This is a genomic window from Streptococcus respiraculi (assembly GCF_003595525.1).
GTDB lineage: Bacteria > Bacillota > Bacilli > Lactobacillales > Streptococcaceae > Streptococcus > Streptococcus respiraculi.
This window is the reverse complement of the sequence record NZ_CP022680.1, coordinates 2006425-2025281: the sequence shown is the minus strand read 5'-3', so window position 1 is coordinate 2025281 and position 18857 is coordinate 2006425. Positions and strand designations below refer to the sequence as shown.

General features: G+C 44.1%; 20 protein-coding genes. All 20 read left to right on the top strand.

Annotated elements, in window-relative coordinates; all coding sequences use genetic code 11:
- Nucleotides 1-22 precede the first annotated feature (22 nt).
- On the top strand, nucleotides 23-256 hold the full coding sequence (locus CHF41_RS09725) for a DUF1858 domain-containing protein (protein WP_119877092.1): 234 nt from the start codon (nucleotides 23-25) through the stop codon (nucleotides 254-256).
- On the top strand, nucleotides 253-1581 hold the full coding sequence (locus CHF41_RS09720) for a DUF438 domain-containing protein (RefSeq protein WP_119877091.1): 1329 nt from the start codon (nucleotides 253-255) through the stop codon (nucleotides 1579-1581). The genes CHF41_RS09725 and CHF41_RS09720 overlap by 4 nt, the downstream gene beginning before the upstream one ends.
- Entirely contained in the window at nucleotides 1578-1832 is a 255-nt protein-coding gene (locus tag CHF41_RS09715) for a DUF1912 family protein (RefSeq protein WP_119877090.1), read from the top strand. Before CHF41_RS09720 ends, CHF41_RS09715 begins: the two co-directional genes overlap by 4 nt.
- Before the next feature lie 29 nt (nucleotides 1833-1861).
- A complete protein-coding gene (locus tag CHF41_RS09710) occupies nucleotides 1862-2230 on the top strand; it encodes a helix-hairpin-helix domain-containing protein (protein ID WP_119877089.1) in 369 nt (122 codons plus the stop codon).
- A gap of 26 nt (nucleotides 2231-2256) precedes the next feature.
- Nucleotides 2257-2535 (top strand): hypothetical protein, encoded by a 279-nt coding sequence (locus CHF41_RS09705; RefSeq protein ID WP_119877088.1) that lies wholly within the window; start codon nucleotides 2257-2259, stop codon nucleotides 2533-2535.
- Between the two features lie 526 nt (nucleotides 2536-3061).
- Nucleotides 3062-3916: a lipoate--protein ligase family protein gene (locus CHF41_RS09700; protein WP_162911948.1), complete on the top strand. Its 855-nt coding sequence runs from the start codon at nucleotides 3062-3064 to the stop codon at nucleotides 3914-3916.
- Complete coding sequence (locus CHF41_RS09695) at nucleotides 3912-5117, top strand: NADH-dependent flavin oxidoreductase (protein ID WP_420852864.1); 1206 nt, start codon at nucleotides 3912-3914, stop codon at nucleotides 5115-5117. Before CHF41_RS09700 ends, CHF41_RS09695 begins: the two co-directional genes overlap by 5 nt.
- The gene (locus CHF41_RS09690) at nucleotides 5114-6106 is read left to right on the top strand and encodes an MsnO8 family LLM class oxidoreductase (protein WP_119877085.1); all 993 of its coding nucleotides are present in this window, start codon (nucleotides 5114-5116) and stop codon (nucleotides 6104-6106) included. The genes CHF41_RS09695 and CHF41_RS09690 overlap by 4 nt, the downstream gene beginning before the upstream one ends.
- 46 nt (nucleotides 6107-6152) lie before the next feature.
- On the top strand, nucleotides 6153-6485 hold the full coding sequence (locus tag CHF41_RS09685) for a glycine cleavage system H family protein (RefSeq protein WP_119877084.1): 333 nt from the start codon (nucleotides 6153-6155) through the stop codon (nucleotides 6483-6485).
- Nucleotides 6478-7263 (top strand): protein-ADP-ribose hydrolase, encoded by a 786-nt coding sequence (locus CHF41_RS09680; RefSeq protein WP_119877083.1) that lies wholly within the window; start codon nucleotides 6478-6480, stop codon nucleotides 7261-7263. The genes CHF41_RS09685 and CHF41_RS09680 overlap by 8 nt, the downstream gene beginning before the upstream one ends.
- On the top strand, nucleotides 7260-8159 hold the full coding sequence (locus tag CHF41_RS09675; protein WP_119877082.1) for an SIR2 family NAD-dependent protein deacylase: 900 nt from the start codon (nucleotides 7260-7262) through the stop codon (nucleotides 8157-8159). The genes CHF41_RS09680 and CHF41_RS09675 overlap by 4 nt, the downstream gene beginning before the upstream one ends.
- Nucleotides 8146-9165, top strand: coding sequence for a lipoate--protein ligase (locus tag CHF41_RS09670; protein ID WP_119877081.1), 1020 nt, complete (start codon nucleotides 8146-8148; stop codon nucleotides 9163-9165). Before CHF41_RS09675 ends, CHF41_RS09670 begins: the two co-directional genes overlap by 14 nt.
- A gap of 132 nt (nucleotides 9166-9297) precedes the next feature.
- The gene (locus CHF41_RS09665; protein WP_119877080.1) at nucleotides 9298-9918 is read left to right on the top strand and encodes a GntR family transcriptional regulator; all 621 of its coding nucleotides are present in this window, start codon (nucleotides 9298-9300) and stop codon (nucleotides 9916-9918) included.
- Between the two features lie 200 nt (nucleotides 9919-10118).
- The gene (locus tag CHF41_RS09660; protein WP_119877079.1) at nucleotides 10119-11300 is read left to right on the top strand and encodes a quaternary amine ABC transporter ATP-binding protein; all 1182 of its coding nucleotides are present in this window, start codon (nucleotides 10119-10121) and stop codon (nucleotides 11298-11300) included.
- A gap of 18 nt (nucleotides 11301-11318) precedes the next feature.
- Nucleotides 11319-13049, top strand: a complete 1731-nt coding sequence (locus tag CHF41_RS09655; protein WP_119877078.1) for an ABC transporter permease/substrate binding protein — start codon at nucleotides 11319-11321, stop codon at nucleotides 13047-13049.
- 286 nt (nucleotides 13050-13335) lie between these two features.
- On the top strand, nucleotides 13336-13929 hold the full coding sequence (locus tag CHF41_RS09650) for a GNAT family N-acetyltransferase (RefSeq protein WP_119877183.1): 594 nt from the start codon (nucleotides 13336-13338) through the stop codon (nucleotides 13927-13929).
- A gap of 17 nt (nucleotides 13930-13946) precedes the next feature.
- Nucleotides 13947-14339: a VOC family protein gene (locus CHF41_RS09645; protein WP_119877077.1), complete on the top strand. Its 393-nt coding sequence runs from the start codon at nucleotides 13947-13949 to the stop codon at nucleotides 14337-14339.
- A complete protein-coding gene (locus CHF41_RS09640; protein ID WP_119877076.1) occupies nucleotides 14336-14899 on the top strand; it encodes a shikimate kinase in 564 nt (187 codons plus the stop codon). The genes CHF41_RS09645 and CHF41_RS09640 overlap by 4 nt, the downstream gene beginning before the upstream one ends.
- Before the next feature lie 12 nt (nucleotides 14900-14911).
- Nucleotides 14912-17563 carry a valine--tRNA ligase gene (locus CHF41_RS09635; protein ID WP_119877075.1) on the top strand — a complete coding sequence of 884 codons (2652 nt, stop codon included), beginning with the start codon at nucleotides 14912-14914 and terminating at the stop codon, nucleotides 17561-17563.
- Between the two features lie 120 nt (nucleotides 17564-17683).
- Nucleotides 17684-18847, top strand: coding sequence for a DNA cytosine methyltransferase (locus CHF41_RS09630; protein ID WP_119877074.1), 1164 nt, complete (start codon nucleotides 17684-17686; stop codon nucleotides 18845-18847).
- Nucleotides 18848-18857 lie beyond the last annotated feature (10 nt).

Below are 18857 nucleotides of genomic sequence, written 5' to 3'. Positions count from 1 at the left end.
AAAAATGTGTGAAGGTGGGAACATGAATACGATTGATCTTTCTATTCCTGTGGCGCAGGTCATTGAAGCGCATCCTGAGGTGTTGGATATCTTGGTCGAACTTGGTTTTACCCCGCTTGCCAATCCCTTGATGCGCAATACCCTTGGTAAAACAGTGTCGCTCAAGCAAGGGGCGAAGATGAAGGGGATTGATTTGGCACGGATTCAGTCAACCTTGGAGTGGAATGGCTATGATGTCATTGGAGGACAAGCATGACAGACGAACGCATTCATATCTTAAAGGATATCTTGCTGGATTTGCACCGTGGAGCTAGTCCAGATAGTGTACAGGAGCGGTTTAATCAGACCTTTGCTGGAGTCTCAGCCATTGAGATTTCGCTGATGGAGCATGAGTTGATGAACTCGGGTTCGGGAGTGACCTTTGAAGATGTCATGGCTCTGTGCGATGTCCATGCTAACTTGTTCAAGCAGGCAGTCCAGAATGTCGAGGTAGCAGATGCTGATCAGGCAGGTCATCCGGTACGTGTTTTTAAAGATGAAAACTTAGCCTTACGTGCGGCTCTAATCAGGATTCGTCGTTTGTTAGAAAGTTATAAGCAGACAGAAGATTCGACTATTCGCAAGGAAATCGTCAAGGGCTTGCAGCGTCAACTAGTCTTGTTAGGGCAGTTTGACAACCATTATCGGCGAAAGGAAGAATTATTCTTTCCCTTGATGGAGAAATACGGACATGATTCACCACCCAAGGTCATGTGGGGAGTGGATGATCAAATTCGGGACTTGTTTGCGCTTGTACAAAAGGACTGTCAGCAATTAGAAGAGCAGGGAATTGAGGTTTTACAACAGAGTTTTGAAGCCTTTGCAGTCGAATTTGAAAGTATGATTTTCAAGGAAGAATCGATTTTGCTAATGATTCTACTCGAATGTTTTACGCAAGATGATTGGCTACAAATTGCAGGAGAAAGTGAAGCCTTTGGCTATGCCATTATCCGTCCGAGCGAGTCTTGGAAGCCGGCGCGAAAAGACTTTAGCCAAAAAGAGCAGGAAAGACCGGCTGAACAGGAGGTAGAAGGGACAGGAGAACTTGTTCAGCACACGCTTGACACACCTGAAGGCGAGTTGACCATCTCCTTCAAGCCCAAACGGAGACCAGCAGAGGAGCAACAGGTTTTTGGAAATGGCTATTTGTCTGTTGAGCAGGCAAATTTGATTTTGAATCACCTGCCTATGGAAATCACCTTCGTGAACAAGGACGATATTTTCCAGTATTATAACGATGCAGTGCCGAGCGAGGAGATGATTTTTAAACGGACTCCAAGCCAGATTGGACGGAATGTAGAGCTGTGTCACCCGCCCAAATTATTACCCAAGGTACGGGCGATTTTTACCGCCTTGCGTGAGGGGCGTAAGGACAAATTTGAAATGTGGTTCAACTCTGAATCGCGTGGGCAATTTGTTCATGTGACCTATAAAGCTGTTCGTGATGCTGCAGGAGAATTTCAAGGGGTATTGGAATATGTCCAAGATATTGCGCCCTATCGGGCAATTGAAACAGATGTGTATAGGGAGATTGACGAATGAGTTATGAACAGGAATTTCTAAAAGAATTCGAGACTTGGGTCAATACTCAAGTAACGATAAATGAAATGGCTATGGAAGAAAGTCGTCGTGTCTTAGAAGAAGACAAGGATGAGCGCGCAGCTGATGCCTACATTCGCTATGAAAGCAAGGTCGATGCCTATCGCTTTATTCAGGGAAAATTCGCTAACTATGCTGCTGGCAAAGGGTTTCATGATTTACCTGATGAATTGTTTGGCAAACGAAGTTATTAAGGATAAGATAAAAGGAGATTAGGAGAAAAATGGCAAAGAAAAAAGTAAATCGGAAAAAAGTATTGAAACGTGAATGGGCAAAATTGAAAAAAGCAGGTCGTGAGCGATTGGAACAAGTGGTGAACGTGGCTGAAACGGTCGTTGATCAGGCTGTTGAGCAGGTCAAAGAAGCAGTTGCCGATATCAAACATCAGGCAGCTACAAGTCTAGAGGGTTTCCAAGCCCTACCAGAACTTGAGGGTATTCCTGCTAGTCGCTTAGAAACCTTCTACCAAGCAGGCATTCAGAGCGTGGCTGACTTTGCAGTATGGACAGAAAAAGATTTGCTAGCCTTAAAAGGAATCGGTGCGGCAACGATTAAGCAATTGAAAGAAAAAGGCATTTCCTTGAAAGACTAGGACCTATTTGATAGAGGAGGAAGAATATGAGCTTTGTTGGAGAGTTGATTCTAGGCGTGCTCTTGGAACTAGAAGCGAGTGAATGTCGCACTCGAAAGAGCTTGCTCCTCTATGCTGTTGGCCGTAATCTAGCAGGGCTTGCCCTCATAGCTCTTTTTGCTACTATAGTCTGGTGGACCTTGGCTAAAGGAGATTATCTGTCTGCTCTCCTTTGTGGAGGCTTGTTGGTCTTTCAAGTGGTATCCTTATTTGTTTGGAATCGGGAAGCAATCAAGCGGTTTTATAGTGAATTGAATAAAGGTTAGGACATCGTTAAGCAACTCCTAGACAAAATAGGAAATCGAAGCAGGTTGTCTTGCAACCAACGAGATTTATCCCTAAAGGGAGCCTCAGCTGTAACCAACTAAAGTTGGAACATCTGCGTCTCCACTAAAGGGAGCCTCAGCTGTAACCAACTAAAGTTGGAACATCTGCGTCTCTTTTTCACACAGTGCTTAATCCGTGTTCCGTTCTCAATCCGCTATACTTACTGAAACGAGCAAGTAAGAATGACTGACAATCGAGAATAAGGCGACTGAGCCAAGCTCAGTCTTTTTTTGCTGCTATTTGTAGGAGGACTGGTGGCTAGCGAGACAGTTTCTGATAGACAATCTATAAGTGACAATTTTCAGTGAAAAACATCAGACGTATCACCTAGTGCCCCCCCAACTTTAATGAAAATCATGAGGCTTAGAGCACAGAGAACATCGTTTCAGTTGTGACCGTGAGCTGAGTTTTTTCAAAGCAATTCATTGATTTATGCCTATATTATGTTAGAATGGAAGTATATGTGTGAAAGGGGTATCATTGCTGTTGTTACAGTCATTAGCGGATGTTTCGCATACGATTTATCAGTCGGCAGAAGGTGTGCTGGGAAGTAGCCTTGATGAGCTAGTTTTGGCAGATGTTTTTTTAAAAGAAGTAAATCGGCAGCCTGAACAGGTCATTTGGCATGTGTGGCCTCTCGAGAAAACGGTCATTTTGGGTATGGCAGATTGCCGTTTGCCTCATCTTGCGCAAGGTTTGGAAGTGATTCGCAAGCAAGGCTATCGGCCGCTTGTTCGTTCTATTGGTGGCCTAGCTGTTGTAGCAGATGTGGGGATTGTCAATCTTTCTTTAATCCTCCCTGATCATCTTGGAGGTAAGAAGTTAGATATGGGACAGGCCTATCAACTCATGGTAGCTTGTCTTAGGGAAATTCTTCCCTTAGCGGATCACGAGGTTGAAGTGCGTGAAATCAGTGATTCTTACTGTCCTGGCACTTACGATGTCAGTATTGGAGGACAGAAATTTGCTGGCTTAGCCCAAAGGCGCATCAAGTCTGGCATTGCTGTTTCGGCTTATATCAGCATCTCAGGCTCACAAGAAAAGCGGGGGGAGTTAATCCGAGACTTTTACAGGGTAGCTGCTGGAGAAGCGGATCTTGGTCTAAGCTATCCGCGTGTCAATCCTGCTTCGATGGCAACCTTATCCGACTTGCTACATCAAGCTCTTGAACCAGAAGATGTACTAGCAGGTCTAAAACAGTTTATCAGGAACTTAGGAAACACCCCGACACGCTATCGATTGACGCTGGACAATCTAGCAGAGTTTGCCAAAGGAACAAAAGAAGCAATGGAACGTCATCAGAAAGTAGGGATAGATTAATATGGTGGATGTAAGTCGCTTATTTACCCCATTTTCTATGGGAGATGGTATCGAATTGGATAACCGCTTTGTCCTATCGCCCATGGTGACCAATTCTTCTAGCAAGGAAGGGTATGTTAGTCAGGATGATTTGGCCTATGCCAAGCGAAGGGCTGCTGCTGCACCATTTCAAATCACAGGGGCAGCTTATGTCAATCCTTACGGTCAATTGTTTGAATTTGGCTTTAGTGTCGCAAAAGATGAGGATATTTTAGGTCTCAGTCAATTGGCGCAGGCGATGAAAGCAGAAGGAGCGACAGCTATCTTGCAGTTGACCCATGCGGGGCGCTTTTCCTCACACACACTAGCGCGAGAGGGCTTTGTCTATGGGCCAAGTCCTATGCAGTTGCAGTCACCATTTCCCCATGAGGTCAAAGCCCTAACCGTTGAACAAATTAAGGCTATCGTAGAGGATTACCGTCAAGCAACAAGACGGGCAATTGCAGCAGGCTTTGACGGTGTGGAGGTCTCTTCTGCTCAACGCCTACTGATTCAGACTTTTTTCTCTACCTTTTCCAATCAGCGTGCAGATGACTATGGTGGACAAGATTTTCCTAGTCGGGCAAGACTGACTCTTGAGGTTTTAGAGGCTGTGCAGGAAGTGATTGATAGTAAAGCAAACAGGCCATTTTTACTGGGTTTTCGGGCAACACCTGAGGAAACACGAGGTCATCAGATTGGCTATTCGATTGAGGAATTTCTTCAATTGCTGGAAGAAGCAATGGAACGAGTGCCCCTTGCCTATCTAGCGATTGCTAGTTGGGGGCATGATGTTTTTCGGAATCGAGTGCGCTCTAGCGGACAGTACCAAGGGCGATTGGTCAATGAGGTTATTTACCAACACTGGAAAGGGCGGTTGCCGATTATGGCAACAGGAGGGGTCAACAGTCCAGAAAAGGCCGTAGAGGCACTGGCACACGCAGATCTTGTTGGAGCTTCAACTCCCTTTATCGTGGACCCTGAATTTGTCCAGAAAATTAGAGATAATCGCTCACAGGATATTCATCTGAAGATTAAGGCTACTGACTTGCTGTCCTTAGCTATTCCACAGGCTTCATTTAAAGACATTGTACCTTTAATGGACTACGGCGAGTCTTTACCAGCGGATTCACGGAGCTTATTTCGTGGTTTGTCTGTTAACTACGGGGAGGAGAAATCATGAAGTTTGGTATTTTAGACTACGGGGTTATTGATGAGGGGCAGACAGCAGTGGATGCCTTAGAAACGACCCTTGCACTTGCAAAACGTGCGGATTCGCTTGGTTTTCATCGTTTTTGGGTTGCAGAGCACCACAATCTTTCTGCTTTTGCCATCAGTGCCCCTGAAATCGTCATGGCACATTTAGCCAGCCAGACCCAGAGAATCCGAATTGGCTCTGGTGGGATTATGGGCCTGCACTATAGTCCTTATAAGGTGGCCGAAATAGCTCGAACCTTGGCGACCCTCTATCCGAATCGGATAGACATTGGCTTGGGCAATTCGTTGGGGACGACTTTGGTACATCAGCACTTGCAAAGCCATTATAGGAGCCAAGAATATGGTGCGTGGTTGGAGGACTTGTGTGCCTATCTAGCAGATGATAAAGCCTCGATTAGAGCGACACCAACTCCTCCTCTAGTTCCTGATATATTTGTGCTAGGGACAGGCGGGCGATCAGTTCATGAGGCGGCGCGCTTAGAACTAGGATTTGCCTACGGTAGCTTTCCTTTTATCCAGCAAAATCCCCTAGAAACAGCTGCCCTACTTGGAAAAACCTACCGAGAGCAGTTTCCAGTTTCTGCTCAGGCTAAGGAGAGGTTAATTTTAGCTCTCTTTGTCGTGATTGCAGAGACCATGGAGTTGGCTGAAGAATTGGCTAGACCTCTTGATATTTGGATGTTGGGAAAAGATGATTTTAACGAATTTAGTCGCTATCCGAGTATCCAAACAGCGCAAGCCTACACTCTGACGGAAGCGGAGCAAGCTCAGATTGCAGCCAATCGGACACGGATGCTGGTTGGGGATCTAGCAAGAGTAGAGCGATCAGTCAATGAATTAGTACGGGTATCTGGAGCAGATGAGGTGCTTTTTATCCCCTTACTACCAACCGCAGAACACCGCATGAAGGCCTTAGAACTTCTTGCCAGAATAAGAATAAAGGAAGATAATTGACACGAAATGTCAAGAATCGACAGTTGATGATCAGAAAGGAACGAACATGAAAAAAATTGCAAACTATCTTTGGATTGAAAAAGAAGAAAATCACTATGTTGTCAGTATGACACCAGAATTACAAGATGATATTGGCACAATTGGCTATGTCGAGTTTTCAGAGACAGACTATCTTGAAAAAGACGATGTTATTTTGAACTTGGAGGCTTCAAAAACGGTCATGGCGATTTTAAGTCCCTTAGCCGGCAAGGTTCTCGAACGCAATACGGCAGCCTTGGAGCAACCGCTCCTGTTGAACTCAGCCAAACCAGAAGAGCATTGGCTCGTTAAGCTGACAGAGGTCGAAGCTGCAGCCTTTGAAGCTCTTGAAGATGCGTAAAGAACAGGAAATAACACTCCTAAAGCAGATGATTTCCTTGCTAGGTGGCACAGCTTCCTTGCCTGAAGACAGAGCGGCGCTTGTCAAAGTTTGGAGAGGATTGGTCAATCAGCGTCCAGCAGGTCCTATTTCAGCGGAATATCTAGCCTGTGAAAAGGAGTTTCTCACAGCCTATCATGAACAACACCAGCGTTCGTTAGCCGATTGCACACCTACCAATCATCCTCATATCCTCTTTTACTACGGCGATATCTGTCACCTAGAGGCTGATGCAATTGTCAATGCGGCAAATAGTGATTTATTGGGCTGTTTTATTCCCAATCATGTCTGTATTGACAATGCCATTCATTCCTATGCAGGTGTAGAGCTTCGCAATGCCTGTGCAGCTGTGATGACGGCGCAAGGCCACCGCGAACCTGTCGGACAGGTCAAGGTGACGTCTGCTTATGCCCTACCTGCCAAACTCATCTTTCATACGGTAGGGCCACGGATTAAAGAAGGCGTAGCTCCCTCTCCTATTCGGGAGGGGCTCTTGCGGCAGTGTTACCTATCCTGTCTCAATCAGGCACGCAAGGAAAAAATTCGAACAATCGCATTTTGTGCTATTTCGACAGGTGAATTTGGCTATCCTAAGAAAGAAGCAGCAGCGCTAGCTGTGCAAACAGTCAGGGACTGGCTAGAGGAAACGAGCTATGAGCTTACCGTCATTTTTACCTTGTATACAAGAGAAGATGCCTGCTATTATGAGGCAGAATTAGGAGAAAAGGAGAAGGTATGACCAAGTGGAAGTCACTTGAGAAAGTTCAAGATGAACCAGCACAACTGGCAGCTCTGTTAGCGGAGGCTGATGCGGTTGTTGTCGGAATCGGAGCAGGGATGTCGGCCGCAGACGGATTTACCTATATTGGAGAACGGTTTGAGACAGCCTTTCCTGATTTTATTGAAAAATACGGGCTTTTAGACATGTTGCAGGCGAGTTTGTACCAGTTTGCTGATTTAGAAGAATACTGGGCCTTTCAAAGTCGCTTTGTCGTCTTGAACTATCTGGATCAGCCGGTCGGACAGGCCTATCTGGATTTAAAGGAAATGCTTGAAACCAAGCCCTATCATATCATCACCACCAATGCGGATAATGCCTTTGCGGCAGCAGAATATGACATGGACAAGGTCTTTCATATTCAAGGGGAGTATGGCTTGTGGCAATGTAGCAGGTTCTGCCACCAGCAGACCTATCGGGATGATGCCTTGATTCGTCAAATGGTTGCGGAACAAAAGGACATGAAGATTCCACGGAACTTGATTCCTTACTGTCCCAAGTGTGGAGCGCCTTTTGAAATCAATAAGCGGAATGCTGAAAAAGGCATGGTTGAAGATGCGGATTTCTTTGCTCAAAAAGACCGCTATGACCGCTTTTTAGCGGAGCATGAAGGACAAAAAGTGCTCTATCTGGAAATCGGAGTAGGTTATACAACGCCGCAGTTTATTAAGCATCCTTTTCAGGCACAAACGCAGGCAAATAAAGCTGCCCTCTTTGTGACCATGAACCAAAAGCAGTACCGGATTCCGCCCGCTATTCGACCGCAAACGGTTCAGCTGACCAGTCACATTGCAGATTTAATGACAAAGACTAAAAATCTTATGTTACATAAAGGAGAAAATCATGTATCTCATTGAACCTATTCGAAATGGGCAATATATCGCTGATGGCGCAGTTGCCCTTGCCATGCAAGTCTACGTTCAGCAACACGTCTTTTTAGATGATGATATTTTGTTCCCTTATTATTGTGAGCCAAAGGTAGAAATTGGTAAGTTTCAAAATGCCATTGTAGAGATTAACGAGGATTACCTTAAGGAAAACAATATCTTGCTAGTCCGCCGTGACACAGGTGGCGGTGCGGTTTATGTGGATTCTGGTGCAGTCAACGTTTGCTATTTGATTCAGGACAATGGCATTTTTGGAGATTTCAAACGGGCTTACGCCCCTGCTATCCGTGCTCTCAATGAACTAGGCGTGACACAGGTCGAGCAGACAGGTCGCAATGACTTGGTGATTGAAGGTAAAAAGGTTTCTGGTGCTGCCATGACCATTTCTAACAATCGGGTCTACGGCGGGTACTCGCTCCTCTTGGATGTAGACTATGAGGCGATGGAGCGCGTGCTTCATCCAAATCGGAAGAAAATTGAATCCAAAGGCATTAAATCGGTCAGAAGTCGTGTTGGCAGCATTCGTCCCTATTTGGCAGAAGAGTACCAAAACATCACAACCGATGAATTTAAAAACCTAATGACCTGCAAGTTGTTGGGAATTGAACGCATGGAAGAAGCCAAACGCTATGTGTTAACCGATGAAGACTGGGCTGCCATTGATCAGTTGGTCGCAGATAAATACAAAAACTGGGAATGGAATTATGGCAATTCCCCTCAATACAGTTATCACAGAGACGGTCGATTTGCAGCAGGAACCATTGAGATTCATTTGGATATTGACAAGGGTCGAATTGCCCATTGCAAAATCTACGGAGATTTCTTCGGAAAAGGAGATGTGACAGAAGTCGAGCAGGCTTTGGTGGGACATAAAATGGAAAAAGACGACATTCGTGCTGTCTTGGAGACCATCGATGTGGCCCGCTATTTCGGCAAGGTTTCAGCAGAGGAATTGCTGGAGTTGATGTTTAGTTAATAAGATTTCTCGTCGCTCCTAATCTCAGGAGCGATGTTTGTTTCTCTCTGAGTAAGAGGACGTTAGACTTTGATTTTTGTTGCGTATTATACTATAATGATGGGGAATAGAATTGCAGGATAGGGAGTAGCGATGGCGAAAAAACAGATTTCATTTCCAAGGTACCAGCAGATAGCCGTTGAGATTGCGGAACGTATTGTCAGTGGTAAATATCCTGTGGGTTCAAAATTGCAAGCACGATCGACTCTGGCTAGCAATTTTAGTGTGTCTTCTGAAACAGCTCGAAAGGCCATTAATGTCTTAGTGGATTTAGAGATTATGGAAGTTCGCCATGGAAGTGGGGCATTCGTTGCCTCGATTGCAAAAGCCAAAGAATTTTTAGCCAATTATCAAGATGTTGCCTCGCTTCAGGATATGAAAAAAGAGCTTTTTCAGAGCATTGAGACCCAAAAAAGAGAGTTTGACCATCTGACTTCTTTGATGGATCGTTTTTTGAATCGCACGAAGCATATTCAGCAACAACTACCCTTTGTGCCCATGGAGCTTACCCTATCAGAACCATCGGAAAATTATGGTAAGTCGCTCAGTGAGTTAAATATCTGGCATTCAACAGGGGCGACCATTGTAGCAATTAGCCATGAGGACCAACTCTTGGTTTCCCCAGGTCCTTACACCAAGGTAGAACGCCATGACACCTTATATTTTGTAGGGGATGAACTGTCAGAAAGTCGAATGAGAAATCTCTTTTCTTAGCTATCTTGCGAGTAGAAGCAGTATGAATGATAACCTGCAACTCTGTACCAAACCATGCGGTTGGTGGCAGGGTTGTTTTTTTGATGCAAGCGTATGGGTTGACAAAGTGACAACTTATTGTTATTATTAGATGGTCACATGTGACAACCTTTATTTTTGTTAAGGTTGTCACATGTTGTTCCAGAAAAGGAGGAGTATTAATGAATAAAAAGTTAGAAGTCAGACACTTGACAAAACTATTTGGAAAGCGGCAGAAACAAGCTTTGGAGATGGTCAAGGCTGGTCAATCAAAGCAGGAGATTTTGAAAGAGACCGGCGCAACTGTCGGTGTCTATGATGCCAATTTTTCAGTCAATGCAGGGGAGATTTTTGTCATCATGGGCTTGTCAGGTTCTGGGAAGTCAACCTTAGTCCGGATGTTGAATCGCTTGATTGAGCCGACATCAGGAGAAATTTTGATTGATGGTAACAATATCTCAGTGATGGATGAAGAGTCTCTTCGTCAGATCCGTCGGGAAAAAATCAACATGGTCTTTCAGAACTTTGGACTCTTTCCCCATCGCACGATTTTAGAAAATACAGAATTTGGTCTAGAAGTTAGAGGAGTTCCTAAGGAAGAACGGGTGGCTTTGGCTGAACAGGCCTTGAAAAATTCCTCTTTATATGATTTTAGACACCAATATCCTGAGCAGTTATCAGGAGGGATGCAACAGCGGGTTGGACTGGCTAGGGCGCTGGCAAATAACCCCGATATTCTGCTGATGGACGAGGCATTTTCAGCTCTTGACCCCTTGATTCGTCGGGAAATGCAAGATGAATTATTGGACTTGCAATCTGAGCAAGAACGGACCATTATTTTTATCACCCATGATTTGAACGAGGCTCTCCGTATCGGTGACCGGATTGCCATTATGGCAGACGGTAAGATTATGCAGATTGGAACAGGGGAAGAAATTTTGACCCAGCCAGCCAATGATTTTGTCCGAGAATTCGTAGAAGATGTAGACCGATCAAAAGTCTTGACAGCTCAAAATATTATGACCACCCCTTTTACAACGAATATTGAAATTGACGGTCCAAATGTAGCGCTTAACCGCATGCGAAAAGAAGAAACATCCATGCTCTTAGCGGTTGATAAACGTAGACGCTTGAAAGGAGCTATCACGGCAGAAGCTGCGCGTGATGCGAGACAAGCTGGACTGAACTTATCAAGTGTCCTTGATCAGAATGTAAAAAGGGTGCATCCAGATACCTTGATTACGGATATTTTTGACTTGATTCACGATTCACCTACCCCGCTTGCGGTGGTAGATGATCAGGAACGCTTGGTCGGAGTGATTATCCGTGGTCGTGTCATTGAGGCACTTGCTTCAAGTAAGTAGAGTGGAAAGGAGATTCATGTGAATTATAAGTATCAATTACCAGTTGCAGAATGGATTCAGTCCTTTACAGACTGGTTAACGCAAACATTTTCAGGCTTTTTTAGCCTGATTCAGCATGTCGGCAATGATCTGATGGGAGGAGTGACAGATACTCTCTTGTTTATTCATCCTGTCATTCTCATCGCCCTTTTGACATTTGTAGCCTATCTAGCTAGCCAGAAAAAATGGCAGTTGCCTGTTCTAACTGCCCTCGGTTTGCTCTTTATCTGGAACCAGGGGTTGTGGGAACACCTGATGAGTACTATTACCCTCGTCATTGTCTCTAGCTTGATTTCAATTGTGATTGGGGTACCGCTAGGGATTTGGATGGCAAAAAGCAAGAAGGTTGCCACTGTGACCGGTCCGATTTTGGATTTCATGCAGACCATGCCATCTTTTGTCTATCTCATCCCAGCGGTGGCGTTCTTTGGTATTGGGATGGTACCGGGGGTCCTTGCTTCCGTCATCTTTGCCCTACCGCCAACCGTTCGGATGACCCATCACGGGATTCGCCAAATTCCAAGTGAGTTGATTGAGGCATCGGATTCTTTTGGAGGAACAGCCCGCCAAAAATTAATGAAGGTCGAGTTACCTCTCGCTAAACCGACTATTTTTACAGGGATTAACCAAACCATTATGCTAGCCTTGTCGATGGTGGTAACAGCCTCTATGATTGGAGCGCCAGGCCTTGGTCGAGATGTCTTATCAGCTCTCCAACATGCAGATATTGGTACAGGATTTGTCGCTGGTCTTTCGCTAGTCATTCTCGCTATGATGATGGATCGTATGACCCAAGCCCTCAATCAACCTGTTTCTCGTAAGGCTCCTACAACAGCCAAAGAGAAAAAACGCAAGCGTTTAGCTTGGCTTGCCGCTTTAGCAGGGCTTGTTCTCTTGATTGGCGCGCGTGTAGTGACCTCATTTTCAACTGAAAAGAAAGAAACGATTACGCTTGGTTATGTCCAGTGGGATTCTGAGATTGCATCCACCCATGTGGTAGCCGCTGTTTTAGAGGATATGGGCTACAAGGTCGCGTTAACCCCACTTGACAATGCGGTCTTATGGCAATCGATTGCAAATGGGGAAGTAGATGCTTCAACATCTGCCTGGTTACCGACGACTCACGGAGCCTTGTACGAACAATACAAGGACAAACTGACCGATCTTGGTCCTAATATGACAGGTGTCAAGACTGGTTTGGTTGTACCAAGCTATATGTCCGTTGCTTCCATCGCAGATTTGAATGCTCAAGCTGGTAAAAAAATTACCGGAATCGAGCCCGGTGCAGGGATTATGACCTCGGCAGAAGAAACGGTGAAAACGTATAGTAATTTATCAGATTGGGAATTGATTTCTGCCTCAACAGGAGCGATGACAACAGAATTAGAGCGTGCCATCAAGAACAAGGAAGAGATTGTTCTGACAGGCTGGTCTCCGCACTGGATGTTTTCAAAATATGACCTGAAATACTTAGAAGATCCCAAAGGTAGTATGGGACAGGAAGAAGAAATTCATACCCTGACTCGAAAAGACTTGGATAAGGACCTGACAGAAGCTGTAGCAGTCTTGGATCGTTTTACCTGGTCGCAGGAAGATATGGAAAGTGTCATGCTTGACATCAACCAAGGAATGGATGCTAAGAAGGCTGCTCAGAAATGGGTAAAAGACCATACGGAGCAGGTCAGAGATTGGCAAGGGAAAAACGAGTGAGACAGATGAGAAGGCTATTTTCACAACATAAGCAGTTGCAATTTCTAGGAAAATCTGCTACAATAAAGCCAATCAGAGGGATAATGAGTTTGTCTGTTACAGAAAGCGGTGGTGTTGAGAAATCCGCACAGATGTCAGTATTTGTTGCTGAGGATTGAGAATAGAAATAAGAATAAGAGCGGGCATGTCCCGAATCTGGGTGGTACCGCGGAAATGAACTTTCGTCCCTGTCATACGGCAGGGACGATTTTTTGTATCGTGATGAAAGAAAGAGAGGCAGATGATGATTAATATCCTAGAATCTTATGACGGAAAATCCTTGCCAAAAGTGGAAACCAAGCGTTTGATTCTGCGCCAGCGAACGCTTGCGGACGTAGAGGATCTGTTTGCTTATGAAATCCGGCCTGAAGTATGTCATCCTGCTGGATTTCCGCCGGTAGCGACGCTTGAGGAGGAACGGGATTATCTTGAAAAGAAGTATTTCAAGAATCTAGCAGAAAAAGACCTGCCGTCTGGCTACGGGATTACCGTCAAAGGGAGTGATCGTATCATTGGCTCTTGTGATTTTAACCACCGCCGTGCGGATGATGTCTTTGAGATTGGCTATTTGCTTCACCCAGACTTTTGGGGTAAGGGCTATGTGCCAGAAGCAGTTGCTGCGCTGATTGAAGTCGCTTTTACTCTTCTTCATCTCCACAAGGTCGAAATCCGTTGTTACAGCTCGAACCAGCAGAGCAAACGTGTTGCTGAAAAACTCGGTTTCACCTTGGAAGCGACGATTCGTGACCGAAAGGATGTGGAAGGTAATCGTTGTGATGAGTTGGTTTACGGATTGTTGAGGAAAGAGTGGGAGGCGAATCGGCATGTGCCAGCTAGTTAAGAAAGGTGGGAGATAGCATGCTTCATCATATCGAAATCAATGTGGCCAATCTCGCAATTAGCCGTGCCTTTTATGATAAGCTTTTTGCAGACTTGGGCTATGAACTGGATCAAGAGTGGGAAGAGGGTTTTAGCTATCGCTATCGGGATACCTACCTCGTCTTTGTCCAGACCGAGGAAGATTACAGAGAGCCAAGTTATCACAGGAAGCGAACGGGACTTAATCATCTTGCATTTGTGCTTCTAACCAAGGAAAAAGTTGATTCCCTACACGAACGCTTACGCTCGGAGGGTGTAACTCTACTCTATGAAGAAAACTACCCACATGCTGGAGGACCAGACCATTATGCTGTCTTTTTTGAAGACCCAGATAGGCTGAAAATTGAGGTAGTGTGGGAGGTAAGAACATGAATTTGGTTATAATTGGTGCCCAAGCGTCAGGTAAAATGACAATTGGTCAAGAAATTGAAAAATTGACAAAGATGACGTTATTTCATAACCATGATAGTATTGATTTTGTGATGCGCTTTATGGAATATGGTTCAGCAGCTACTGAATTGATTCAAAAAATTAGAATGGACTTTTTTGAAGTCTTTGCTAAAAATAGTCACTCTCTCATTTTTACAGTTGTTATCAATTTTAATGATTCGCATGACCTTGATTTCTTAAAGCAAATTCAAGATGTTTTTCACTCTTATAAAAGAGAGGTTTTGTTTGTTGAACTGGAGACAGACATAGAAGAGAGGCTTCGACGAAATCGCACAGAGCATCGTATGCAGTGTAAGCCTTTGAAACGCGATGTTGAATGGTCTGAACAGGATATTTTATCGACGATGGATTTCGCACAATTTAATCCAGAATCGTCACCAGAATTTCTGAAGCATTATTATAAAATCAATAATACAAATTTGTCAGCTTATGAATCAGCACAGCTTATTTTACAAAAGTTAAAGGATATTGAAACAATATAGAAAGGACAAGATATGTCAAAAGAACTATCACCAAAATACAATCCAGCCGAGGTTGAGGCTGGACGTTATGCTAAATGGCTGGAGGCAGATGTCTTTAAGCCATCTGAAGATGAGAAGGCTAAGCCCTACTCCATCGTGATTCCACCGCCAAACGTGACTGGTAAACTCCATCTTGGCCATGCTTGGGACACGACTTTGCAGGATATTATTATTCGTCAAAAACGCATGCAGGGCTTTGACACCTTGTGGTTGCCAGGAATGGACCATGCAGGGATTGCCACTCAAGCCAAGGTCGAGGAGCGCTTGCGCGAGCAAGGCATTACCCGCTATGACCTCGGTCGTGAGAAATTCTTAGAGAAAGTCTGGGAATGGAAAGACGAGTATGCTGCGACCATTAAGGAACAGTGGGGCAAAATGGGCCTATCGCTTGACTACTCGCGTGAGCGATTCACCCTTGATGAGGGCTTGTCAAAGGCTGTTCGTAAGGTCTTTGTTGACTTGTATAAAAAAGGCTGGATTTACCGCGGGGAATTTATCATCAACTGGGATCCAGCAGCCCGCACCGCGCTTTCTGATATCGAGGTGATTCACAAAGATGTCGAGGGTGCTTTCTACCACATGAACTATATGCTTGAGGACGGCTCTCGTGCGCTTCAAGTTGCAACAACACGTCCTGAGACCATGTTTGGAGACGTTGCGGTCGCAGTTAACCCAGAAGATCCACGCTACAAGGACTTGATTGGGCAAAACGTTATCTTGCCAATTGTCAATAAAGCCATTCCAATCGTAGCCGATGAACATGCGGATCCAGAATTTGGAACAGGGGTCGTAAAAATCACACCTGCCCACGATCCAAATGACTTCCTCGTAGGACAACGCCACAACCTCCCACAAGTCAACGTCATGAACGATGATGGAACCATGAACGACTTGGCAGGTGAATTTGCAGGCATGGATCGTTTTGAAGCTCGTAAGGCAGTCGTAGCTAAGTTAGAAGAGCTTGGTGCCCTTGTAGAAATCGAAAAACGGGTGCATTCTGTCGGACACTCTGAGCGTAGCGGTGCTGTTGTTGAACCACGTTTGTCTACTCAGTGGTTTGTTAAAATGGATGAATTGGCGAAAAATGCTATTTGTAACCAAGAAACCGATGACAAGGTTGAATTCTACCCACCACGTTTCAATGACACCTTCCTTCAATGGATGGAAAATGTCCATGACTGGGTGATTTCACGTCAGCTTTGGTGGGGTCACCAAATCCCAGCTTGGTACAATGCAGAAGGTGACATCTATGTTGGGGAAGAAGCACCAGCAGGTGACGGATGGACTCAGGATGAAGATGTACTTGATACTTGGTTCAGCTCTGCCCTTTGGCCGTTTTCAACGATGGGGTGGCCAGATGAGGACAACGCAGACTTCAAACGCTACTTCCCAACCTCAACCCTCGTCACAGGATACGACATCATTTTCTTCTGGGTGTCACGGATGATTTTCCAATCCCTTGAATTTACAGACCATCGTCCATTTAAAAATGTCTTGATTCATGGTTTGATTCGCGACGAGCAAGGTCGGAAAATGTCCAAATCTCTTGGAAATGGGATTGACCCTATGGATGTGATTGACCAGTACGGGGCAGACAGTCTCCGTTGGTTCTTGTCTAACGGCTCTGCCCCAGGGCAAGATGTCCGCTTTAGCTATGAGAAAATGGATGCCAGCTGGAACTTCATCAATAAAATCTGGAATATCTCCCGCTACATTCTCATGAATAATGAGGGCTTGAATCTTGATGAGGCGCGTGAAAATGTCTCAAAAGTAGCTGCAAGCGAGGCTGGAAACGTGACAGACCGCTGGATTCTCCATAACCTCAATGAAACCATTGCTAAAGTCACTGAAAACTTTGACAAATTTGAGTTCGGTGTTGCTGGGCACATCCTCTATAACTTTATCTGGGATGAATTTGCGGACTGGTATGTCGAGTTGACCAAGGAAGTGCTTTATAGCGACAATGAGGCAGAAAAAGTCATGACCCGCTCTGTTCTGCTCTATACCTTGGATCAAATCTTGCGCTTGCTCCACCCAATCATGCCATTTGTGACGGAGGAAATCTTTGGTCAAATCTCAGAAGGAAGCATTGTGACTGCAAGCTATCCAGTGGTTCGTCCTGAGTTTGAAAATCATGCAGCGGCAAATGGCGTAGAAGCGTTGAAAGATGTGATTCGTGCCGTTCGAAATGCGCGTAGCGAAGTCAACGTTGCTCCAAGTAAGCCCATCACGCTCTTAATTAAGCCAACTGATAGCCAGTTAGAAGATTTCTTCAAGGCAAATGTCAACTACATCAAACGCTTTACAAATCCTGAGCATTTAGAAATTGACGCAAGCCTAACCGCACCAGAACTTGCCATGTCAAGCGTCATCACAGGAGCTGAAATCTATCTGCCTCTTGCAGATTTGCTTAATGTTGACGAAGAATTGGCTCGCCTTGAAAAAGAACTTGCCAAATGGCAAAAAGAACTCGACATGGTTGGCAAAAAACTCGCCAACGAAAAATTCGTTGCCAACGCCAAACCAGAAGTTGTCGAAAAAGAACGCGCTAAACAGCTTGATTACCAAACCAAATACGATGCGACCAAAGAACGCATTGCAGAGATGGAGAAGTTGGTGAAATAAATGCATAAAGCCCAGCCTAAAAGACTGGGTTTTATGGTATAATGATAAAATAGAATTGTTGTATATTTTCGAAAATATATTTAATTTGATATTCAAATTATAAAACGATAAGGATAATTTATGGTTAATGTTGTTGATTTATTCTCTGGTGCAGGAGGATTGACATTTGGTTTTCAAAAAAGAATAGTTAATAATACTTTTGTTGATAGAGATGATTTTACAATTAACTTTGCGAATGAGTTTGATAAGAATGCTGCTGAAGCATTTAGACAAAATTATCCCAATGTTCCCATGATAGAAGGAGATATTGCTAAACTTGATGTTGATTATTTGGTCAATCTAGGATTTGATATAAATGATGTTGATCTAGTTATAGGAGGCCCACCGTGTCAATCTTTTAGTACTGTTGGAAAACGCCAATATGATAATAGGGCAAAGATGTATAAGGAATACAGAAGGCTGTTATCGATTTTACAACCTAAAATGTTTGTATTCGAAAATGTATTAGGACTCTTAACAATGAAGAATGATGATAAAAATCCTGTTTTAGATGATGTGCAGGAGAGTTTTCGAGATCTTTCTGATTTTAATGATGCGAATGGCTATAATCTACATATTCAGGTATTAAATGCAAAAGATTTTGGAGTTCCTCAAAATAGAGAACGTGTTTTTATTATTGGTGTGAGAAATGATTTGCAACTCAATGTAGATTGGCAATTCCCTAATGGACTAATTACTGAAAATCCAGTAACATTAAGAGAAGCAATAAGTGATTTACCTCCTCTAGGAAATAATGAGACAAAATCTGATTATCAAGAGGAGCCACAAAGCACTTATCAACAGTTAATGAGAAATAATGCAGTAGATTTAAAAAATCACTCTAGTAGGCGACATGGTGATAGAATGATTAAAATTATGGAAGCATTGGAAGAAGGACAAGGGAAGGATGACATTAATAGAATGGTTGAAGAGGGAAAATTACCTAATGAGCTGTTTCTTACTTCTGGGTATAGTAATACATACGGAAGATTGTGGTGGGATAGACCCTCAACAACAATAACTAATAATCTATCTACTCCATCATCATTGAGATGTATCCATCCTAGTCAAAATCGAGCTCTCACTGCAAGAGAAGGTGCGAGAATTCAATCTTTTCCTGATGATTATATTTTTATTGGTGGGTTTGAGGCAGTAAATACACAAATTGGAAATGCCGTGCCTCCTATTCTTAGTATTCATTTGGCAGATAGAATAAGTATGTTTTTTGAAGAAAATAATTTATAAGAGGCAAATT

What these genes read in the sequence shown, in the direction of transcription:
- CHF41_RS09725 (WP_119877092.1), top strand. Translation starts at nt 23, where the DNA reads ATGAATACGATTGATCTTTCTATTCCTGTGGCGCAGGTCATTGAAGCG.
- CHF41_RS09720 (WP_119877091.1), top strand. Translation starts at nt 253, where the DNA reads ATGACAGACGAACGCATTCATATCTTAAAGGATATCTTGCTGGATTTG.
- CHF41_RS09715 (WP_119877090.1), top strand. Translation starts at nt 1,578, where the DNA reads ATGAGTTATGAACAGGAATTTCTAAAAGAATTCGAGACTTGGGTCAAT.
- CHF41_RS09710 (WP_119877089.1), top strand. Translation starts at nt 1,862, where the DNA reads ATGGCAAAGAAAAAAGTAAATCGGAAAAAAGTATTGAAACGTGAATGG.
- CHF41_RS09705 (WP_119877088.1), top strand. Translation starts at nt 2,257, where the DNA reads ATGAGCTTTGTTGGAGAGTTGATTCTAGGCGTGCTCTTGGAACTAGAA.
- CHF41_RS09690 (WP_119877085.1), top strand. Translation starts at nt 5,114, where the DNA reads ATGAAGTTTGGTATTTTAGACTACGGGGTTATTGATGAGGGGCAGACA.
- CHF41_RS09685 (WP_119877084.1), top strand. Translation starts at nt 6,153, where the DNA reads ATGAAAAAAATTGCAAACTATCTTTGGATTGAAAAAGAAGAAAATCAC.
- CHF41_RS09680 (WP_119877083.1), top strand. Translation starts at nt 6,478, where the DNA reads ATGCGTAAAGAACAGGAAATAACACTCCTAAAGCAGATGATTTCCTTG.
- CHF41_RS09675 (WP_119877082.1), top strand. Translation starts at nt 7,260, where the DNA reads ATGACCAAGTGGAAGTCACTTGAGAAAGTTCAAGATGAACCAGCACAA.
- CHF41_RS09670 (WP_119877081.1), top strand. Translation starts at nt 8,146, where the DNA reads ATGTATCTCATTGAACCTATTCGAAATGGGCAATATATCGCTGATGGC.
- CHF41_RS09665 (WP_119877080.1), top strand. Translation starts at nt 9,298, where the DNA reads ATGGCGAAAAAACAGATTTCATTTCCAAGGTACCAGCAGATAGCCGTT.
- CHF41_RS09660 (WP_119877079.1), top strand. Translation starts at nt 10,119, where the DNA reads ATGAATAAAAAGTTAGAAGTCAGACACTTGACAAAACTATTTGGAAAG.
- CHF41_RS09645 (WP_119877077.1), top strand. Translation starts at nt 13,947, where the DNA reads ATGCTTCATCATATCGAAATCAATGTGGCCAATCTCGCAATTAGCCGT.
- CHF41_RS09640 (WP_119877076.1), top strand. Translation starts at nt 14,336, where the DNA reads ATGAATTTGGTTATAATTGGTGCCCAAGCGTCAGGTAAAATGACAATT.
- CHF41_RS09635 (WP_119877075.1), top strand. Translation starts at nt 14,912, where the DNA reads ATGTCAAAAGAACTATCACCAAAATACAATCCAGCCGAGGTTGAGGCT.
- CHF41_RS09630 (WP_119877074.1), top strand. Translation starts at nt 17,684, where the DNA reads ATGGTTAATGTTGTTGATTTATTCTCTGGTGCAGGAGGATTGACATTT.